Source organism: Elusimicrobiota bacterium, from assembly GCA_040757695.1.
In the GTDB taxonomy this organism is placed as follows: domain Bacteria; phylum Elusimicrobiota; class UBA8919; order UBA8919; family UBA8919; genus JBFLWK01.
This window is the reverse complement of record JBFLWK010000039.1, coordinates 1-19,978: the sequence shown is the minus strand read 5'-3', so window position 1 is coordinate 19,978 and position 19,978 is coordinate 1. Positions and strand designations below refer to the sequence as shown.

At 37.9% G+C, this 19,978-nt stretch carries 27 protein-coding genes and 1 tRNA gene; 1 reads left to right on the top strand and 27 read right to left on the bottom strand.

The annotated features are described in order from the left end of the window. The 4 genes from AB1349_07985 to AB1349_07970 all read right to left on the bottom strand — a co-directional run. On the bottom strand, positions 1-343 hold a 343-nt coding region (locus tag AB1349_07985), incomplete at its 3' end, for a hypothetical protein (GenBank protein MEW6557278.1). 311 nt (positions 344-654) lie between these two features. Beyond that, positions 655-1,239 (bottom strand): hypothetical protein, encoded by a 585-nt coding sequence (locus AB1349_07980; protein ID MEW6557277.1) that lies wholly within the window; start codon positions 1,237-1,239, stop codon positions 655-657. Positions 1,240-1,242: 3 nt separating this feature from the next. Continuing rightward, positions 1,243-1,587, bottom strand: a complete 345-nt coding sequence (locus AB1349_07975) for a hypothetical protein (GenBank protein MEW6557276.1) — start codon at positions 1,585-1,587, stop codon at positions 1,243-1,245. Beyond that, on the bottom strand, positions 1,584-1,784 hold the full coding sequence (locus AB1349_07970; GenBank protein ID MEW6557275.1) for a hypothetical protein: 201 nt from the start codon (positions 1,782-1,784) through the stop codon (positions 1,584-1,586). The genes AB1349_07975 and AB1349_07970 overlap by 4 nt, the downstream gene beginning before the upstream one ends. A 630-nt stretch (positions 1,785-2,414) precedes the next feature. Between AB1349_07970 and AB1349_07965 the strand changes: the two genes are divergently transcribed. Then, positions 2,415-2,540: a hypothetical protein gene (locus AB1349_07965; protein ID MEW6557274.1), complete on the top strand. Its 126-nt coding sequence runs from the start codon at positions 2,415-2,417 to the stop codon at positions 2,538-2,540. 378 nt (positions 2,541-2,918) lie between these two features. Here AB1349_07965 and AB1349_07960 read toward each other — a convergent pair whose 3' ends face one another. The 23 genes from AB1349_07960 to AB1349_07850 all read right to left on the bottom strand — a co-directional run. Next, positions 2,919-3,569: an RQC domain-containing protein gene (locus AB1349_07960; GenBank protein MEW6557273.1), complete on the bottom strand. Its 651-nt coding sequence runs from the start codon at positions 3,567-3,569 to the stop codon at positions 2,919-2,921. A 33-nt stretch (positions 3,570-3,602) separates the two neighbouring features. After that, complete coding sequence (locus tag AB1349_07955; GenBank protein ID MEW6557272.1) at positions 3,603-3,800, bottom strand: 2-hydroxymuconate tautomerase; 198 nt, start codon at positions 3,798-3,800, stop codon at positions 3,603-3,605. A 13-nt stretch (positions 3,801-3,813) separates the two neighbouring features. Next, positions 3,814-4,164 carry a hypothetical protein gene (locus AB1349_07950; protein MEW6557271.1) on the bottom strand — a complete coding sequence of 117 codons (351 nt, stop codon included), beginning with the start codon at positions 4,162-4,164 and terminating at the stop codon, positions 3,814-3,816. A gap of 41 nt (positions 4,165-4,205) precedes the next feature. Next, a complete protein-coding gene (locus tag AB1349_07945) occupies positions 4,206-6,428 on the bottom strand; it encodes a DEAD/DEAH box helicase family protein (protein MEW6557270.1) in 2,223 nt (740 codons plus the stop codon). Then, on the bottom strand, positions 6,419-7,015 hold the full coding sequence (locus tag AB1349_07940) for a hypothetical protein (GenBank protein MEW6557269.1): 597 nt from the start codon (positions 7,013-7,015) through the stop codon (positions 6,419-6,421). The genes AB1349_07945 and AB1349_07940 overlap by 10 nt, the downstream gene beginning before the upstream one ends. 2 nt (positions 7,016-7,017) lie before the next feature. Beyond that, positions 7,018-7,869: a nucleotidyltransferase gene (locus tag AB1349_07935; protein MEW6557268.1), complete on the bottom strand. Its 852-nt coding sequence runs from the start codon at positions 7,867-7,869 to the stop codon at positions 7,018-7,020. Between the two features lie 3 nt (positions 7,870-7,872). Continuing rightward, on the bottom strand, positions 7,873-9,534 hold the full coding sequence (locus tag AB1349_07930) for a site-specific DNA-methyltransferase (GenBank protein ID MEW6557267.1): 1,662 nt from the start codon (positions 9,532-9,534) through the stop codon (positions 7,873-7,875). Between the two features lie 126 nt (positions 9,535-9,660). Then, a complete protein-coding gene (locus tag AB1349_07925; protein ID MEW6557266.1) occupies positions 9,661-11,124 on the bottom strand; it encodes a DUF4062 domain-containing protein in 1,464 nt (487 codons plus the stop codon). A gap of 50 nt (positions 11,125-11,174) precedes the next feature. Next, a complete protein-coding gene (locus AB1349_07920) occupies positions 11,175-12,017 on the bottom strand; it encodes a radical SAM protein (GenBank protein MEW6557265.1) in 843 nt (280 codons plus the stop codon). Next, positions 11,971-12,702 (bottom strand): HNH endonuclease, encoded by a 732-nt coding sequence (locus tag AB1349_07915; protein MEW6557264.1) that lies wholly within the window; start codon positions 12,700-12,702, stop codon positions 11,971-11,973. Before AB1349_07915 ends, AB1349_07920 begins: the two co-directional genes overlap by 47 nt. Positions 12,703-12,750: 48 nt before the next feature. After that, positions 12,751-12,951, bottom strand: coding sequence for a hypothetical protein (locus tag AB1349_07910; GenBank protein ID MEW6557263.1), 201 nt, complete (start codon positions 12,949-12,951; stop codon positions 12,751-12,753). Beyond that, positions 12,944-13,156 (bottom strand): hypothetical protein, encoded by a 213-nt coding sequence (locus AB1349_07905; protein MEW6557262.1) that lies wholly within the window; start codon positions 13,154-13,156, stop codon positions 12,944-12,946. The genes AB1349_07910 and AB1349_07905 overlap by 8 nt, the downstream gene beginning before the upstream one ends. A 24-nt stretch (positions 13,157-13,180) precedes the next feature. Further along, complete coding sequence (locus tag AB1349_07900) at positions 13,181-13,360, bottom strand: hypothetical protein (protein ID MEW6557261.1); 180 nt, start codon at positions 13,358-13,360, stop codon at positions 13,181-13,183. Next, positions 13,338-13,487, bottom strand: a complete 150-nt coding sequence (locus AB1349_07895; GenBank protein ID MEW6557260.1) for a hypothetical protein — start codon at positions 13,485-13,487, stop codon at positions 13,338-13,340. The genes AB1349_07900 and AB1349_07895 overlap by 23 nt, the downstream gene beginning before the upstream one ends. Before the next feature lie 39 nt (positions 13,488-13,526). Continuing rightward, positions 13,527-13,754 (bottom strand): hypothetical protein, encoded by a 228-nt coding sequence (locus AB1349_07890; GenBank protein MEW6557259.1) that lies wholly within the window; start codon positions 13,752-13,754, stop codon positions 13,527-13,529. 91 nt (positions 13,755-13,845) lie between these two features. After that, positions 13,846-13,920: transfer RNA gene (locus tag AB1349_07885), tRNA-Ala, on the bottom strand. Between the two features lie 145 nt (positions 13,921-14,065). Next, positions 14,066-14,848: a hypothetical protein gene (locus tag AB1349_07880; protein ID MEW6557258.1), complete on the bottom strand. Its 783-nt coding sequence runs from the start codon at positions 14,846-14,848 to the stop codon at positions 14,066-14,068. A gap of 10 nt (positions 14,849-14,858) precedes the next feature. After that, positions 14,859-15,281 (bottom strand): hypothetical protein, encoded by a 423-nt coding sequence (locus AB1349_07875; protein MEW6557257.1) that lies wholly within the window; start codon positions 15,279-15,281, stop codon positions 14,859-14,861. 103 nt (positions 15,282-15,384) lie between these two features. Continuing rightward, a complete protein-coding gene (locus AB1349_07870; protein ID MEW6557256.1) occupies positions 15,385-16,734 on the bottom strand; it encodes a hypothetical protein in 1,350 nt (449 codons plus the stop codon). Between the two features lie 12 nt (positions 16,735-16,746). Continuing rightward, positions 16,747-17,751, bottom strand: a complete 1,005-nt coding sequence (locus AB1349_07865; protein ID MEW6557255.1) for a GGDEF domain-containing protein — start codon at positions 17,749-17,751, stop codon at positions 16,747-16,749. 4 nt (positions 17,752-17,755) lie between these two features. Next, entirely contained in the window at positions 17,756-18,829 is a 1,074-nt protein-coding gene (locus AB1349_07860; protein ID MEW6557254.1) for a helix-hairpin-helix domain-containing protein, read from the bottom strand. Positions 18,830-18,851: 22 nt separating this feature from the next. Next, positions 18,852-19,277 carry a hypothetical protein gene (locus AB1349_07855; protein MEW6557253.1) on the bottom strand — a complete coding sequence of 142 codons (426 nt, stop codon included), beginning with the start codon at positions 19,275-19,277 and terminating at the stop codon, positions 18,852-18,854. Positions 19,278-19,365: 88 nt separating this feature from the next. Continuing rightward, the coding region (locus AB1349_07850) for a hypothetical protein (GenBank protein ID MEW6557252.1) at positions 19,366-19,978 on the bottom strand (613 nt) is incomplete at its 5' end.

Genomic DNA, 19,978 nt, shown 5'->3' with positions numbered 1-19,978 from the left:
GACCGAATTTATGACCGAGCCGAAAATAAATAGTCCTTGAGAAAAAGGGAATAAATGCCAAACCAAAGGTCTTGTGAAATCCGCAAGTGGCGACACGGACAGGTTTATCGTCGGTGTCGCCACGCCTCCTCACGGGCGGGGGGTGGTGTTGACTTGGCTTTTGACCTTCGTCGCCGTCCTGGAGCAATTTTGTATAAAATCGGCATAAGACAAAAAGCGTGGCAGTTGTCTTATCACGATTTTTGGTGTTGCCGATTTTATGCCTACAAAATTGCCCGACGGCGATTGCCGAGCGTTCAGCGAAGGCAACCCCGACCGCCTGATGAACGTTTTTCCTGTTCATCGGTTAGGGCGTGTGAGTGGCTGACGGGTTTGATTTCTGACAATTTTTCCTGAAAAAATTGGCAGAAATCAGTCGCCCAAAAAATCCATTCAGGATTTTTCCCCATTTTCCTTGAAAATGGGGCTCACATAAAATGTTCCAAAAAATAATTTAGGTAACACCATAGCGACACTTCCTGATTTTAGAGCGTAGGTGCTTACCAAATTATTTTTTAGTAACAAAACCGCTGCCGTCGCCGTTTTTTGTGGATAACTTACCGATACCGTCGGGGGTTTGGCGGGGGCGAATTTACCAGCCCCCGCCGTTGTTAGTTAGAAAAGTAATAACTGAATTGCTCTGCCGTATACCGTCGGCAACCTCTTGAAATCCGCTTTCAGCCCGTCGGTATCGTCTAAAATGTGATGAGCAATGTCAACGGCTTCGTTGCGGATTTCTGCGAACTCCCGTTGAATTGTTCGGATACTCCACTTTGTTAAATCAGCAATTTCTGATGTCCACCAACCGTCAAGTATATGGTCAAGGATTACAATTTGTCTGTAAGTCAAAACATTTTTCAACTCCTCTAACCACTCCCGAATTTCTGCGTCTCTACCTTTGCGGTTGGGATATGGCAGGGTGTCAAAAATTTCGCTTTTTTGCTCGTCCCCGTCCTCGCTCAAAACAGGGGTAACATAACGGGATTGTCTAGCCCGCTCTGTTTTCAAGCGGTCTCTCGCATAGTTCCGCCCCGCTTGGAGTAAAAAACTATCAGTCGCCGTCGGTTGTTTTTGATATGCGTTGATTATACCGATTTTTATTTCCTGTATAATGTCGTCGGTATCAAGCACGCCCGCTTTGCCCAGTCCTACCGCTATTGCTTCTATCCGTTCATCAAGTTTTTTGAGTAATGCGTCCATTGTTCACCTCACAAATTCGTTTATCAGTGCTAATACAACTAGCACTGATGGTATAACATACGCCCACGCTAACCCGCTCCCCCTGTCTGCCTTCCGTCTGTCCTCTTTCCGTCTCGGTGCTTTTGGTTCGTCAACAAATGCCTTGTGTAAAATATTTCGGCAATTCTGAAATTTCATTTTTGCCATTGCCCTGTTTTTTGAGGTCGTCTTTTTCCAGTCAATGTTATACGGCGATGGTCTCAACCCATCTGCTTTACGAACCCTTACATCAACCAATCCGTTGTCGTATGCGTGAAGAAAAAGCGCACACAACACTAAACCCAAAACCACAAAACCCATTAAAATCATAGACCCCCCCTAATAAAATTGACACACTTTGAGAAAAAAGTTTTTTTCTCTGCGGGTGTCCCGCTTTTCAGCAATCCGGGATACAGATAATTGACCGTATCCCGCCAAAACTTCCGCTCGGCAAGTTCTGCAAGTGTTAAATCCTCGCAAAACTCCCAAGCGAATTTTTTATTGAAATCGTTTTGCCTCTGTCTCATTGTTTCTCACCCCCTTTCACACTTCCCGAAGGGTTTTGGATTTTGCACCTTAAAAAAAAAGATTTTTAGTAGGGAAACTGTGAGCGTCTATAAAAAAATCCCAAGCAACCTCACTTTTTGGCAACAAAAATGAGGTTGACTCTGGGTATTTTTTTATGCGAACTCCCTAATAAAAATCCAAAAAAGAACCCAACCGTAACACCATAGAGCAAAAGTTTTGAGCAAACACCATAGTCCCGACTTGTCGGGACGTAGGTGCTTTGCCAAAACTTTTAGGACAATTTATTGTTGTTTAATAAATTGGACGGCTCGTAGGTGCTTCGGTGGGTTATTTTTTGCAATAAATGAGAAAGCCAAAAGTGTGAAGGGGGTGAGAAACAATGAGAGAATTAAGAATTGAGAATTATGTAAGAATAAAGGTAGTGAGCCGAGCGGACTGAACAAGGTAAAGCGAGACGAACGGCGGACAGCGAGAAGACACCGAGTATAACTGAGAGAGTAGTTCAGTCGGTGCGTTTTTGCACCGACTGGACGGCGAATGTGAAAGAAACATCGTCGGCTGAAAAGTATTGTGTATAACCAAAAGGGAAGCGACGAAATGCCGTTTGTTCGGAGCGCATATCGGAGCGTGTGGCGGAGCGAGGAGCAATCCCGCAGAAATACGAACGGATAACATTCGTGAGAAACTGGCGGGATTGCGACGAGATAGAAGAGCAAAAGCCAATCGCACCGAGACTAAAGAACCCGTCCCGATAAAAAATCGGGGCGGAGTCTTATCAGCGATGGCTTTTGCTCATAAATGCCGTTGACCGTTTACCGCTTGAGACCGTAAAGCATCGTCATCAGAAAAACATTGTGTCAGGCGGGGGCGAACCCACCAGCCCCGCCGTAATGGAGGCGAACTCATTCAGGAAAGATGTAAATCGTATTTGAGATTTGATGGGAGAGATGTTATTATTGATGAACAACAAAATCAAAAGTCGGATTCCGTCTTTTGATTTTTATACAAGACAGAAAAACATAAAAAAACCACACTGGTGAGTGTGGCAAATAATGTGAAATGAATGGACTATGTGAGATTTCTTTGTGGCGGTAGGTGGTAGATGATTACCGCTGTCTATTAAACTCCTGGTTTTAAGGAATCTTTTTTTCTGTCTTTTTAGTCGGTATCAGTTTTTCATAATTCGGGTCGGGTTCTATGAGTTCCAATTTACGCAGGCGGCAGTAAATACTGACTGGTGAGCGTTGGAATATCTGTGATAATACTTCAATATCCTTTTTAGTTGCATATTCGTTTTTTAAGTCACTATCTTCTTCTTCAGACCAAGGCAGTCCACGACGGGTTTCTTTTTCTGTTTCTGTAGAAGTATCTTTTTTGCGTTTTTCAGGTATAAGCCACGTCTGAAAATCCTGTAAGACCTTATTTGCTTTAAGTAGTTCTTCTAACTTTGTAGAAAACTCTGCAGATTTTTCCGCAAGAACTTCTTTGCCTGCATTGGTGATATAAACAAGCGGATACCAAAAATCACCTATCTTGTCTTCGGCAAAGGTTAGCAACCGACCCTCAAGCAAAAAATCATACAATGCTTTTACATTCGCTTCAGGGACATTATTCATTAGTCCAATATACCGCACATCAAGATTACTGTCTTTCCAATTTTTTAGTGTTACGACACTTCGCCGTTGCGAACCCCTCAAAATTCCGACAATAGTTCCTACGCCTCGCTTACCAGATATTTGATTTACCAGAGATAGCATTATGTACTGCGAAAAATTAAGTTCCATTTTTGTTCACTTCTGGCTTATGGAAAAGATGGATTATTTATCTGGGAATTTTTCTGATGCTGGCACACCGCCCAGACCCCAGTTCTCTTTTTCAACTTCGTTGATTACTATCTGCACCGCATCCGGCGGACAACCGATTGAATCAACCACAGCAGAAGTTACATTCTTAATCAGTTTCTCCTTCGTTTCCCTTTCTCTGCCACTCCACAAATCAATTCTTACTAAAGGCATATACTCTCCATAATTACAACGGTTCCTTCCTAATTGCTCCACGTACAGTGTCTAACAGCACAGTATGAAATTCAAATCCAAACCATTCTTGAAACATTTCAAAAGTCCTGTCCGCAGGCCATAACGATTCATCTGTATACCAAGCATTCAATTCTTCCTCAAATATCTGTTTATAGATGCGTTTGATATAATCCTCAAATTCTACATCCTCGTCCATAGAATGTTGAACATCGGGCAACAAATACACGGAAGTGTCTTCCAAATATTCATCATTAATGATATGGTCAGGTTCTACACTTTTCACCCAATCCCAAAATGGTTTTTTCGGTTTTATAATCGCTGCCGAACGGTTAATTGTTCTCATATTTTCTCAGGTTTTTAAATTGAAAACCAGAATCGCCTCGGTTATATTTCCAAATTTTTCCAGTTATCAAAATCACCATCTTTTATTTCATCAACTGACTTATCAAAATACAGCCACCTGCCTGTATAATTTCGTGAATCTGTATTTATCACAACCCCACCAAAAAGTTTTTTACCTTTTCTATTTTCGCTCTGGATATATTTATATAATCCGTCTATTTTTGTTTTGCCACTTTTTAATGTTAATTCTCCTTTCGTATCAAACAACCCAATTTTACCGTCTTTGAATTTAACAATAAAATCATTATAAAATGGTTTTTGAATTTCATTTTCTGTATAAGGTACAGCAAGGAATGTAAAATCTCTGTCACCATTTTTAAACCACCATTCAATTTTATCTGATTTTTCCAAATACTCAATAAATGCTTTTTCGTTTTTCCACTTACTGTCAGTATAAAATGGTTGCATAATAGATTTTTTCCTGTCTTCTTGTGTAGCATCACTTCCAAAAGATAATTTCTCTGGAACATTCCAATCTTCAATAAAAATAAGTTCGGTTTCTCGTTTTTCTACCATTTCTTTATACTTTGTTTTTGCGACATCCAACACATTGATAAACTGTTGTCTGTTTTTCTCGCTTAAAACAATTTGCACAATATCTTCTTGTTTATCAATATAATCCATCTTAAAATCTTTCTCAAAAAATCTGTAAATGGAATCTTTCACCCGTCCAACAGATCTGTCTTCAGGATAAAATTGAGGTGCTAAACTGTTTCTTGCAAAATAATCAAATATTTTCTGTAGTTCCATACCGCTTATATCAAATGATTTATCTCCAACTATATGTGCCCCTTTCATAGCATCAACATTATATGCTTTATAATCTGATATTAGTTTTATATCAACTTTATTTGAACGAACATTTATCTTTTCTTTTAATTTGTATTTCTTTGCTTCCTTCAAAAATATTTCAATAAAACGTGGATCCAATCTCGTTTTTTCACGTTGTCTTTTTGAATGATAAGATAATAAATTTATCGGTTTATAGTTATCTTTACTTCTACTCGTAAAAACTGAAATATAATCTTTTGCAATGTCTTCTTGGATTTCAATGTCATCTAAATTAGTATAAACATAACTGTAATTTAAAATTTCATTTTTATAATGTCCTTCGTCTGGTTCCGGCATTCGCATAATTCTACCTACTGTTTGAATTGAAAATATCTGACTATGCCATTCTCTAAACAAAATCAAAATCTGGGCTCTCGGACAATCCCACCCTAAAGCGATTGCTTGTTTGAAAATCAAAACCTCAACATCGCTATTATGTTTCTCAACATTTTCTTTATTTATATGTTCGCCAGAAAGCCATATTGCTAGTTTTCCATTTTCGGAAAAAATATTATATTTGCCTTTCAATATCTTTTCTATTCTAATTCGCATCTCATCTTCTAAACTACCAATTCTGTCCGGCAATTGAATTAAGACAAGCGGGTTTATATCTGTTTTTTCTTTTTTATATATCTCTAAAATTTCTTCTCGTTTTTTTAATGCTTGTTTTATAACCAATTCTTCGCTTCCACTGCTTAATTCGGTTTTTATCTTTCCGCTTTTCAGAATATTCTTAAAGTCCTCATTAAGAATAACACCTTTTTTTATCATCCCTTCTTTTTTCACATCTTCCAATTGAACCGTTACTGAATCATCTGGATTTTCAACAACTGGAGTTGCAGATACTTCAATGGTTAATTTTGGATTGATATCTTCAATCAATTTTTTAGAGATATCGCTTGTAGCATGATGATGCGCTTCATCTATGACCAAAATTATTTCTCTGTTTTCCTCTCTTGTTTTTTCAAGAATATTTGACAAATTATTTTCCTGCTCATTATCACGAATATAGATATTATCTGTTTTATTTATGCTTTCCCAATTAAAAAATAAAATCTCACTTTCTCCAATTCTTCTATCATCTAAATCTTCAAAAAAAGAACATTTTAATGCCCTGCTGTCCTCAAAATAGTTTTCCAATTTTTTCCTACTTTGTTCGTGTAAATGTCTTGGAGCGGTCCAAATAAAAGAAAGTGGTTGTTTTAATTCTCCATCTTCAATCAACTGTTTTAAGAATTCAGCCATCATAATTGTTTTACCAGAACCCGTAGGCGACTTAAAAACCAATTTCTTGCTGTCCGGATAGCCTAACAGTTTTCTGGCTCTCCCTAACAGTTCTTTTATAGCAGTTTCTTGATAATTTTTCAGTTGCATAAATTTTTTCGCTTAAAATACAAACTGCCAAAATTTTGTCTGTCTCTTCCTGAGTAATATTCACCAATAAGAGTGTTTTCTTTTTCGTTAAAGAGCAATTGAACAGTTCCACTATGAATACTCATTGTTTTAACTGCTTCTGATTTCGGTTCGTTGATATACTGATAACTTAAATGTTTACCTTCTGGAGCGTTTATTATAAGAGATGCTGTTTCACTATGGGATGTTGAATGTTCTGTAGTTAATAATATTTTTATCCTTGTCCATGTTTGGAATATTCTTAAGGTTGCTTTAATTTCTGACGAATGATTATTAAAAGAAGATTTTAGATTGCCATTCCATTCACCATTTAGATTAGGAGTTTTTGTAAAATTTAATTTTTTTGAATATTGCCAAAGCCACTTATCATAAATTATAAATAGCAAACCGTAGAAAAATAATATGGAAGGACTTTCAAGCCACCATGGTAAAGAAAATTGATAGTAATTAAGTATTTTGTAAAAACCCCAAGAAAAAACAATACTTATTATTGCCAAGAGCAACAAAATATTTTTTCTCTCATCAATATCTATTGAATAAGTGTGCATATTCACCAATTATTCCAAAGCGAAATTAAATTTTGGACAAAACTTCTTGCTTTACTTGTATCCCATTGCTCTTGAGACATACCAAAAAGATTCAATTGCTCATTTTGACAAACAAAGTTATCCAAATTATTTTCGCTAAGCCAGTTAACGATATTACAGAAAGTATCTCCGTAACTTGTTCCGAATTTTGAAATAGGTATATTGTAGAGCAAACATTCCAAAAAATATGATGGGGTATTGTCTCCGGAAATACTACTGCGGCAATTCTTAAATAATCTCACAACAGGTTTATACCATTCACTGCTATTTTGATGTTTGGAAACCCCTTTATCGTAGTGAACTTTTGGATAATTTATAACTTGTCTGTAGTCGTTTTTTGTCCAAAAAGTCACTCCCTCAATATAATCATAACTACTTACTGTTCTATATCGTCTGTATTGAGCACAAACAATCACATCAGCAGGTAATCTTCCTGTATTAGCTCTTATTTTGATTGATTTATTGCCTTCAGTTATTTGGCTTTGGCCATAATAGTTTTTGAGAATTTTTAAAACATCTGTCCTAAAATCTGATAATTGATAAACAGATGGTGTCAAATTCAAGGTTCTTTTTTGATCTTCGGATAAATTGCTATAAAAAGTAGAATTAAGTTGAGCAACAACATCAACATCGCTATCACCACGTATATTGGTATCGTTTTTATATGAACCTTGTAGATAAACTTCATAATCAACCCCACTTGACCAGCCATCATAAGAATTTAGGGCATTTTTAATAGAGTCCGCCGTTGATTTAGCAATTGTAATTGCGCCTTGATGTGACCATGTTTCTAATTGTGATTCTGGAATAGCCATAATTTATATAAAAATTCTTCGATATACTCTTAAAATGGCTTCGGGAATGGGTGAGAGTTTTACTTTCTTTTTCATATCTTCAAACTCTTCGTCAAAAGTATCATCACCCAGCGAGAAAACATAAACACTGAATTTTGCTTTTATGTCTTTTATTTTTTTCTTAAAATCAGGAATCACTAATTGGTCAAAAATTATACCAGTGTAATGATTACCATTCTTGAATATTTTAATTTTCTTGTTTTCAAGAACTGGTTCAAATGTTCCTTCTTTTATGCAAAGCATTTCAGTTGCTTGTTCAGTTAATTTCCTTTTATTTTTATCTGTTGGTTCTGCATCAACAAAGTCAGTTCTAAAATATTTAAGGTTACCTTCTAAACCTGCAATCTTTTCATTATTAGAGTTTTTATAACCCTTAATAACTTTTTCGATTCTCGGATAACAAACATCAGTGCAGATATTATTCTCATTATTAGTACAAAGAATAAATTGCCGATTCCCTTTGTCTTCTTTATTTAGTTCTAATACAGATTGTCCAGTCGTTCCCGACCCCGCCATAAAATCTAATACTATCGCATTATTATTTTCATATCTATCTACTAAGTACTTTATCAATAAATAAGGTTTTGAATAGTCAAAAGTTTTTTTATGAAAAATATTTTCTAATTGTTTATTCGCCATAGTAGTAGAGTAGTATGGTATAACTCCTATTGGTCTTTTCTCTCTTTCTATTGGATTTCCCTCGTTATCTACTTTTAAATATTGCTTTGTATAAACAGCCCAGTCTTCATTTTTATCTTTTTTAATAACTACGAAATCATTCTTAATACCCCATTCTAATTTTGCTTTACTCCATCTCCAACAAGCCTGTTTGTTCCCATAACTGGGAAATATATTTTTACCATTAGGTGATTTAATCGGATAGTCTAAAGATTTAGAATATTGAATACTCGCACTATTTAATTTTACTAATTGATATTTCCCTCTTTTTTTAGCATATTTATCTTCTAAACAATATCTATCTTCATCTTCAATGTCAGATCCCTTAATAGATAGTGTATTTATATCTTTAGCATAGACAAGAATATATTCGTGTTTAATTTTGAAATGCTTACTATCAGAGCTTCCCCCACCTTCTTTGTTTTCCCAAACTAAATTCACTACGAAATTATTTTCTCCATAAATTTCATTACAAAGTACTCTTAATTGTGCTTGTTCATTGTCATCAATTGAAATAAAAATTATACCTGTGTCTTTCAGTAAGTTCTTCGCCAATTTTAATCGCTTCTCCATAAAAGCAAGCCATTTGCTATGTCTATAACCATCTTCCAAGTCAACATATTTATCGTTGTATTTAAAATCTTTATTACCGGTATTATATGGTGGGTCAATATAGATAACATCAATTTTATTTTGATGAGTATAATTCAGTACTGAGAGGGCGTGATAGTTGTCGCCTTCAATAAGTAAATTGACAGGTTTATTTTTATCAGTAATTATTTCTTTACTTTTAACTTCTTTGAGTATTGGAAGTTTTGTTTTGCATAATTCAACGACATCTTCTGGTTTCTCTTCCCAAACTAAACCGTATTTCTTGCGTTTTTTTAGCCGCTCAATTTCAGCAACTAATTCTTCCTTACTCCAATTTTGGTAATTATTTTTTGCCATATTTATTTTTCACTTTTCAATGACTGCCTTTGTCGGGTCCGATGCGTTTAAATAAACTTTGTCCTTCAATAATGTTCGGGCATATGTTCTAATTCTTAGCCGAATATTAGCCCTTTATTAGTCCATTTAGCCCTTTGTTAGCCCTTTGCCAAGAATATACACAGTGCCTTTCCCAGTAATTCCTTTCCTTGTCAAAATATTTTTATCAACGAGATTCTTTAAATCTATAGTAGCCATAGGTTTTGAGATACTTGTTAATTCTTGATACTCTTTATTGGTAATTTTCCCTTTTTCCTTTACATACTTTACTGCTTTTAGTTGGCGTTCGTTCAAACCCATCTGCAATAAAACTTCTTCTGTATAAATATCTCTTGCTAATATCGTCTTAAATTCAAGATTTCGTATTGACACAAAATCTGGCTCGGGTAGTCCGTGTTCTCTACATTGCTTGAGCATTTCCAATGTTCCTGAACCTGCTTGCTGAATGTAATCGGCAAAAAACATTACTGTGGCTAATAACGGATTGGTCGGATGGGATGCGTGCGGTTTCTTGAGGTCTTCTATTTTTAAGTGAGCGGGTAATGTCCCGGAATTCCATATTTCCACTCGGTCAAGAAATACCATCACCTGAACTGAAGATGTTGTGTTATAGTTACGGTGAGCCACTGCGTTGACAATCGCTTCCTGAATTACAAATGTTGGAATTTCACGGGGTCGTGATACCTGAACAGTATGTTCCTGCTGAATAACGGGAAACTTGAGTATATCAAGTACAAAACTGACTGCCTTGTCTACCTGCTCAAATAAATTTCCTTCATAAATCTGATATGAAGTGAACGGCTTTTCAACTTCGGTGCTTGGCAGATGAATACATTTTATTTTTGCCTGGTCAAAAAACTTTCTCGGTTCTTTGCCAAACAATAATACCGCGGCATTGGTTAGTTTTCCATCTTTCAGAAGTTTCAGGTGAGTAAAAACATCTTGTGTTGAAGAATCAAGTGCAAGTGGAAATTTTCGTTTCTCACGAGCAATCTTCAAAAACCATTTGATTTTTTCATCATCAATATCCGAGAAAGTTGCACCATCGCATATCCGCTGGTCAAATTCAGCTCTACCGATTTCACCTTTCTCTTTTAAGAATGCAATCAAACTTTCATAAACAAGGTTGGTTAATTCGCTTATAGTATTGAATCTGCGATAACAATAACCTCCCTTGGAATCTTTAATTTCTGTTATCAGTCTCTGCACACCTGCTTCACGGCTTTTATCAGTAGAACTTTCGCCTTTGATATAGATAAGAATATCTTTGTGCTTGGCTTTCGCTTCCCGGAACTCTGCTTCTGTTGGTGAAATTTTATTCTTGTCAGCAGCGCCGTATTTATCACCCAAAAGACCAATATAAATATCACTCTTGTGAACTTCTTCAAGATATGTTGTCTCGGCTGAGATGCTTTTCGCAGGCGAATCTTCAAATAAGAACACTGCAAAATATTCGGAGAGTAAAACATCGCCGAACACAAAATTCTTTATTGCCCTGCGTTCTTCTTTAAGTTCTTTTTGCACACCGCTGACAAATATTTTATATTTCATTTGATGGTTTTTATTATACAATTTCACAGAAAAAAATCAAGGGACTGATTTTATGGTGTGCAATTACATCCGGTATGAGACCAGTCAAACTGGGTATAACATTCTTTGGTTTCTTTACAGAGAGCGGGAACTTCGCCGAGCCAGTCAGCAACTTGTTGATAAACAGCGACTCTGTCTTTCAGTGGATACCGCCATCTGTGGTCGTCTGAAAAGACAAGTCCCTTTTTCAGGCGGTCAGGCATTCGTTGGTAGGTATTGCTATAAGGGCGGAGTGTGCCGACGGTAATCCGTTCGGGTTTCAAGACGGCGATTTCGTGGCAGATATAATAATAATCGGCGTAGGACTTGCTGGTATCAAAGAATGGTAGAATTATCGGGTCAAGCCGAATACGAACACGCCATCCGAGTGATTTTAATTCACGAGCACAGTCCAGCCGTTCAGTCGGCAGTGGTGCATCGCTCTCAAAAACATCAGCAGAAGCAACAGAGTTAACAGAAAAACTCACAATTACTTGGGGACTGGGGTGTCTATCTTTTAGTATGCCGATATTGGTTGACTTGGTTACTAACAAAAGAAACTTATCTTTCTGCTGAGCGAAATAATCAAGCGTGAAGGGGTCAAGCAACGGCGGGACTATCGCCAACGAATCAGCAAGTTCGCCTGTGTTATACACACCGGGCGGGGATTTTTCTAATTCTGCCTGAATTTGTGACCAGTCATTATTAAAAAGAACCACATCACGGTTAAATCTAAAAGTGGAAAGTAAATAACAGTAACTACACGAAAATGGGCAGGAGTTAGAAAGTTTTAATTCGTAAAAAGTCGGACAAACTACTTTGGATGATTTAAAAATGGCAATAAACTTGCTTTTCCGTAAACGGTAAATTAACATTTTGGTTTCTTAAATTATGTCCCGGAACAAATCGTCTCGGACGCCCTTTATGTTTGTCGTATTTTCTAATTAAAGTTCCACACCCGCACTCACACAAAATTTTTTCCTCACAATATTTTTTATGCCAGTAAAGAAAACGTCTCCGATGCCCTGTAATAAACTCTCTTGGTCTGCCAGAAGAATCATATTTTAATAATTGCTTCCCACAGCCACATAAACATTTTATGACAGGATTTGGTTCGTTTGGTTTTCTCAAGAAAATATTTTTTCTGTGTTGGTATTTATGATATGCTACTGATGGGTAAATTTCAATATTTTCAGGAATGTTATTTAATTTATTGCCATCTCTGTGGTGGACTATTTCACCTGGTAAGAGTTCTCTTCCAAGTTTTTGTTCGACGATTAAACGGTGTTCATAAACATATCCTCTGCAATCGGCTAAATGATGGTGAGGCATTTTGATTAAAACATAACCGTGTGATGAAATTGTCCGCCCGCCTTTCCACATAGGATGTCTATTGCCTCTCCGCCGATTGTTTTGGGGTTTTAGCCACCTCATCCTTAATCGTTTTCTTTTAATTGCCTCTGGGGTTCGCTCTATTAAAGCAGATAGTTCAGAATCAAAAAGATAAAGTTTCTTTTTTAATAAATCTAATTCAACTAAAGAGTACCGTCTGCCATTCATTTTTTTTCCAAAAAGCAGATTTTCTTATTCCCGGACAGTATCCATCTTTTAGTATATATTCACCAAGTCTGAACTGCCTCTGACATCATAAACAGAAACAACATTCCAGCCGTCAAATATAAGTTTCTGATAGCGATTACTTCGTTTTATTTCCTCGTCGGAATTACCGAACAGCGATATGTTCTCTGTTTGGTGATTCTGTAGCAACATCATTCGCAGTTTTTTAACTGGTGGTATTTTGTTATTCATCTGCTTTTTTTAACCTGTAATCCTCTAAATTAAATTCTAATTGTTGCCCCCAGATTTTTTCTGCCCAGTGGTCGGCGGATTCTTCTAACGATTTTAGTGGCTTACTGCAACAGACACATCCCTTGTGTGCTAAACTGCGTAGCACTACCACAATAAAAGATGACCTGCTTTTCAAATAGTGTTTTTCATCAATTCCCTGTATCATTTTTCAGTATAGTGTTTTTTCTAATTATGAATTACCCTTAACATCATAAATATCAATAATAATCCAGCCGTCATCTTTCAGTTTTTTATAGCGTGGACTTTGCCTGATTATTTCGTCAGATACGCCGAATAGCGTTAAACTTTCATTGCTACTATTTTGTAGCAACATCATCCGTAATTTTTTAACCGGTGGTAATTGGTTCATCTGTTTTTTTTAACCTGTAATCATCGCCAATTTTTATGATAAGATATTTTTCGCCTCCGACCTCAAAGACTTCTGAACTGAAATCTTTTTTTGTTTCTGCGAGATAATAAAAGATGGTTAATTTCATTCATTGGCAAATGTAAATCTTTAGGAATTATTCGCATTGTCATAAAAACACCTTCACCTGCTCCACCAAAATTTCTTCAATACGCTCTTTCTCTTTGCGGGTAATCTCAAAGGTATTTTCAACTTTTTTGCTCTCGTCGTTGTAATTCACCCACATTTCGTATATGCCATCACAATCGGGCGTTCCAAAATCAATCGTTCTGCACATATCCAAATTAAGCCATCTATACCCATCTGTTTCTGTGTTATACAACTTTATCCATTTCATCGTGTCCTTCACCTCGCTTTCGGGGGCTTTTTGTTTTGCCAGAACGCCACCAACGGAGCCAGGCTTTTTTAGAGAGGACAGTGGTAGGGCTTGGTGGACATGGGCAGAGTTGAACTGCCATCTCCGACTTGCAGGATCGGTGTGCTCCCCGTTACACCACACGCCCATTGGAACTATTACCTCAATCTTGGCAGAGGCGTTCCCCCCTAAACGCCACCGACGGCAGAATTTAACTTTTATTGAAAGACCTCTACAATCATACAATGATGTCATCTATTAAATTGCGACATACTATTTTTTGTTCTTGTTTCTTACTTTTTGATTCTTACTTCTTGATTCTTACTTCTGGCTTTTACTTTCGGCTTGTGTCTTTCCGCTGTTGTCTTCCATTCCAGTGGTTCATAATTCTGACAAAAAATATTTTCATCAGTCAGTCCTTTTTGATACAAAATCCGTAAGAAAAGTTTATGCGTAGCGAGTATCTCTTCCATTCTTTTAGAAAGCACAGCATATTCAGTGTATAGATAGTTATCCCGTGTCAGTTCAGCAATCCAGTTGTCCCACGCATAATATATCTGCCATAAATTGTTAAGACAACTCCGTATCTGGCTGTAAATTCTGCCTTTTATGAGGGACTGTCCCTGTCCCCATTTACGATAATCATCATCGGATAACTCTTTCCACTCATCTGTCAGACGATGTAATCTATCTAATTCAAGGTTGATTGTCTGTATTCCAACTTCATTTACGGCGTCAAATGCCTGCTCTATTGTAAGCGTAGTATAATAAGTTCGCCGAACATCCAGCGTCTTCATAGAGATATAGGTTTCATTTTGTAGATTTACTATTTTCTCTAATGCCCTATCTATCGCTTTAGCCTGGCTATGCGTATAATTTAGAGAACTAATAGCCACAAGTTGATGAATATACTGGTCATAATGTATTTTCATCGCCTCGCCCGTTTTGTCGGTGCTCGGTTTTCGGTGTGCGGTTTTCGGTTTCGCCATAAGCGGAGGGATAAGCGAGAGAATGAGCAAGACAGAGAGCCATCTTTTAATTCTTAATTCTTTTTTCTTTATTCTGTGTCTTTCCATATCGCCCCCCTCACACCTTTTTTACAGGAGAATAATTGGCGATGATTTTATTCAACGGTTGAATGATGTCAAACAAATCATCTTCCCTGCGGATTACAATCTCATCTTTCGTTTCACTCGCTACCACTCTTTTAAGATGAGCGGTAATCCTTGTTATAGGCCCCGCTAATCTTTTAGCGACTGCGACTGCAATCTGTCTGCCAATAACAATACAGACAACCGCTTCAGCAATCACAACATAGCCGAATGTGAGCATAGACCGCCATATTGCCCGTCTCACACCTTCACCAAATTCCGCACGGTTCAACACAATCAGTAATGCGAGACCAAGTGTTGCCATAATACAAATTGTGAAAACCGCAATGGTGCTTGTTAGCAACCTTGCCATCCGCTTCTCAAAAACCGTCTTTACTGCTACTACTCGCTGTTCCATAACGCCCCCTTCAGAGGCAAGGTGTAGGGTATATGGTATAGGGTGTAGTAAAAGCCGTTGACTTTTCTACCCCCTACTGCCTACTCCCTACTGCCTGCCGTTATTACATCGGCACAGGGAACCAGTCGTTAGACATAAAATATAATACGCTCAATAGCCCTGGCCCTGATTCTGATATGTCGGCAATAGTTTCCCAACTTCCCTTGCCATCACCATCTCTATCTAAAAATGCTTCTGTTTTAATACTGCCTCGCCAGTAAAGCCCGTCCCAACTGAATTGATAATGAAGTTTTGATGTTTCATTCTCTATCAACCAGTTAACGCCTGAACTTGTTGGTGTATAACTTACCTGATAGCCTTGATAGTATTTGGTAATAGTTGCACCCTGCCACCACATTCTGTTTTTATCATACTTAAAATGTGCAGATAGTATTTTACCAGTAGGGATACTCATCTCAAAAAGGATAGTTGGTGTATCAGAAGCAGGGCTTTCAATCCCAATATAAATTTCAAAGACCCCGCCTGATATAATTTTCATTTCAAGTGTTTTGACACGATTGGCACGGTTCGGGTTTTTTTCAACCGCTTTGACTAAATCCTCAAACTTTTGAACACGCTGCCCGCTAACAAGTATAATTCGGGAATAGACCGCCAGCCCGTAAGCACTTGATAGATTTTCCAAAAACCAACCGTCAGGGTCTGCTTTCAACTCATAAAGTTTCTGTAATTGCTGGTCGGTCAGCCCTCTTTTGATACTTTCATATATCTCTGTTAATGGGTCACTTTCGCCCGTTGTAGATGTAAGTTCCATAAAAGTATATGCGAATGTGAGTATCCCCAGTAGACCACCACCACTTATCCCGATTTTTATTTGTCTCTGCCTATAGAGTTTTTTAAGATATCTTAAGAAATCCTCTGGTATTGCCGTCGGTGGCGTTTTAGCAACTGCGGATGATTCTGAATCATCCGCATCGGAATCATAATTTACATCAGGTTGTTCGGGAACATAAACCTCACCACCCATCAGTTGTTTAAGCATATCTGCTATTAAAAAAATATCCACAATTGCTTCTGTCTCTGCTTGTGTTAGATTAGCAACTGATGATTGGGCTGGTTCACTACCAACTATAAGCTTTTCTAAAGGTGATTGCTCCCGACGGTCTTTGTGTCTTTCACAGCCGGTAAAGACAGCGAATAGCGAATAGAGAATAGCGAAAAGCAGAAAGAAAGGCAACCCTTCTCTGCTTTTCTCTCTGCTATCCTCTCTCCGCTCTCCTCTATCTGCTTTTTCATACCACGAGCAATTCCGACAATGTATTTCCATAATTGGTCTATCCCTTATTATCTCGCCAGTTCCTCTGCCAATAAATTCTCTTTTACAGATCCAGCACGGTGTTTTCTCATCTAAATGCCCCGTGCCCAAATACTTACAGTCCATCGCCCGTTTACTCATAATTTTACCCTTCTACCCTTCTACCTTCCTACCTTCTACCTTTATCTTATACGCTATTGCCTGATTCTTGCCCTGCTGTTTCGCTTGCCTTAAGGCATTATCAGACATCGCTAATAAATCCCTTGCCATTAAGCCCTTCCGCCAGACAGATACACCACAGGATATTGTAAGGTTTCGTTTTATCAGTGCGGTTGTATCCAGCTTGGCGACTTCTGAACATAATCGCTCTGCAACTGCGAGTGTAATTTCCTCGTCTGCGTCATCTATAATTATCCCGAACTCCTCGCCTCCAAGCCGACCCACATTATCAATATCTTTAACAGAGCCTCGCAGTTCAGAGGCAACCCTTCTTAACACCTCATCACCAACAGGATGTCCAAACGATTCATTCACCTGCTTAAAATTATCTATGTCAATCATAATCATACCGAATGATGTGCCAACCCGCCTTGCTCGTCTGATAGCAGAGTAAAGTTGTTCCTCAAAAAATGCTCTTGTGTGTAGTCCTGTAAGTGCATCTTTCAATGAGACCTCTTTCAGCCGATTGTATGATAAGACAACGCCGCAGATAGAAAGAAAAGTTGAGAGTTTAGAGTTGAGAGTTGAGAGATTTTGCCTTTTCTCTAAACTAAGTTCTCTAAACTCTAAACTATTATCAACGATTATCAGGCACAGCGGCGTGTTTTTATAGACCACAGGATGAAAATACCATTTATCATTCCCGGTTGTCATCTCGCCTGTGACCTCGTCAGATGTTGAGAGCCTAAACAATATTTTCATTTCCTCGTCGGTAATGCCTACTGATATAATTGACTTTTCTAACTCGTCAAACTCCGCTTCCTCAAGCGGGAACACGAGCCCTCTTGTTGAGTTAGTAATAGACATCACACCATTTAACATCGCTCGGACTCGTTTGTCGTCTGTCTGTGCTGATAAAACATTTTTTACCGCCTCTGAAAACCTTGCCCAATTACTTTCCGTCTGTTTTAACTGCTCTTTCTCTTTACTCCAGAACATTTTACTACCTCCTCGTCTTAAAAATCAGCACACCGTCGGTAATTGTAAGTGTGTCTGTTGAGTCATTGGGTCGTAGAGTCATAGTGTCATAGTGTCGTAGTGTCGTAGTGTTCAAATCAACTAAAAACTTAACCTCATTAAAAACAATCTCTAATCCTCTAAAAACATCGCCATCTTTCACAGCAGATATAGTAACCCTACTGCTCGGCTGATATATCCTGATTTTGTCAAAAACAGAAAACACCTCCGGCGGTCTTTTCTGCGGCAGTGCTGAAAATATCCTGCTGACAGATGGTGGAGGTGAGGCATCTTTCAGTAATGCTTCATCTATCGGCACATATAACTCCCAGATAACAATATCTTTTAGTATGATTGGTAAAATTTCTAACACAGTATCGTCAAACTTGAGTATAAAAAGTTTATCTACTCTCGGCTTCCAGCCGAAAAAACCAGCAGTCCGCCTGATGTAATCATCGGCTATAATATGCTGTCTTAAAAATTTGTTCGGGTCTTTTCTCAAAACTGCTGGGACATTTTTAATACCACCTAAAACAATTGCGTTGCCTCCATCGGGAAACTCAACATACAGAATAATGCCATCGCTTTCTATCCCCCAAATACATAGTTTTGCTCTCTGAAGTGCGTTAAGATTTTTAGTTCGCTTCGTTTCCCATTCTGTTTTTGAGACTGCATATAAAGAAACAAAACCCTGTAAGTAATCCACACTGACACCAGGACACACATCCTCTAACTCGTAAATATCCCGAAACGGTGTGCGTTCCCTGTATCCCAGTATTGCCCTTGTTCGTTTCGCGCCCAGTGTAGGAATTTCTTTCAACTCATCGTAAGTAGCAGTGTTGAGGTTGAGAGAGGCAGTGTAAAGTGTAATATGTAATGTGTAATGTAAAAACAAAAAACAAAAAAGGAAAGAGAATACTCGCTGTCGCTTAACCATCATTCTCGCCTTGCGAATAAGCCACTTGGGGTATCTATAAACTTTTTTATACACCATCATTCTCGCTCTCTTACTTTTTTTATCTCTTATTCTCTGTAGTTTATATTCAATTGATAGTCCCATTTCTTTTAGCCCTCATCCCCGATTAAGACTTTCGGGGACAGGACTCCCTGACAAATTTATTGATTTTATCAATCAGTATTTTAAGCGGGTCGCCTTCCCGAACTTTTATCTCGTAAAACCGCATATACGGGTCTGAAAAAATCAAATCCGCTTCTCGTTCTACTCTCTCTATCTGCCCGAGAATTGTATCTGCGACTTTTAATGCGACAATAAAAGCAAAAAATATAAATAGCCCTGCCTCTGCCAGAAGTCCTGCAAGTATAAAATACCGTGTCTTTAATAGAACATACTCCGCATAACTGCCCAGCCCCACTAACTTAAAAATCAAATAACCATCTATTAACATAACAAAAACAGAGGCAATCAAAAACGACACCAATGCATTCATCACTGGTTTAATTACCCACTTCTTGTGCTTCCAATTTACCGTCTCTGTTCGCCGTTCCATAAAAACCAGAGAATAGGGTCGTAGAGTCATAGGGTCATAGAGTCGTAGGGTCGTTGACCCAAAGACCCAATGACGCATCTGCTTTCCTCTATCCACTGCCTCCTGTAAAATACGGAATTATCTCTCTAATATTTTCTATCTGTATGTTCTCAATTCCCTTGAATGAAATGTTTTTGTTATCCACACTTGATAAACATTTCTTAAAACCCCTGCTGTGTGCCGACTCTAATCTGTCGTCAATATCCGCTGTTGATAAAATATTTCCATCATAGTCAACTTTGCCAAGATATACTGTATCATTCGGCAGAAAAAATTGCTCAAAAGCAGACAACAAGGCGGTGATAACAGATAAATCAGCAACCTCATCATTGACATCCTTTGGCGCGTAAGCCCTTAAAAAAATATCGTAATTATTCACGGGCACTCCAAGATACGAAAGCATCTTGATTAAAGAAGTCGCTCTCGCTTTATTAAACACCTCTATCGTTTTTGTCTTTGTTGTTTTCACTACAGGCAGTTTCCTTGACGCCTGAACCTCTATCACAAGCGGTCTGCCTTCGTAGAGAATTACAGAATAACTAACACCAATCTGTGGCTCGGCTTTATGCGGTGTGGTATCGGGCTGAATAATAAACAATCCGCCAGCCTCCATCTTAAAAAATACTATATCATCAGTCGCACCGACCCTGTTCTTTTTAGAA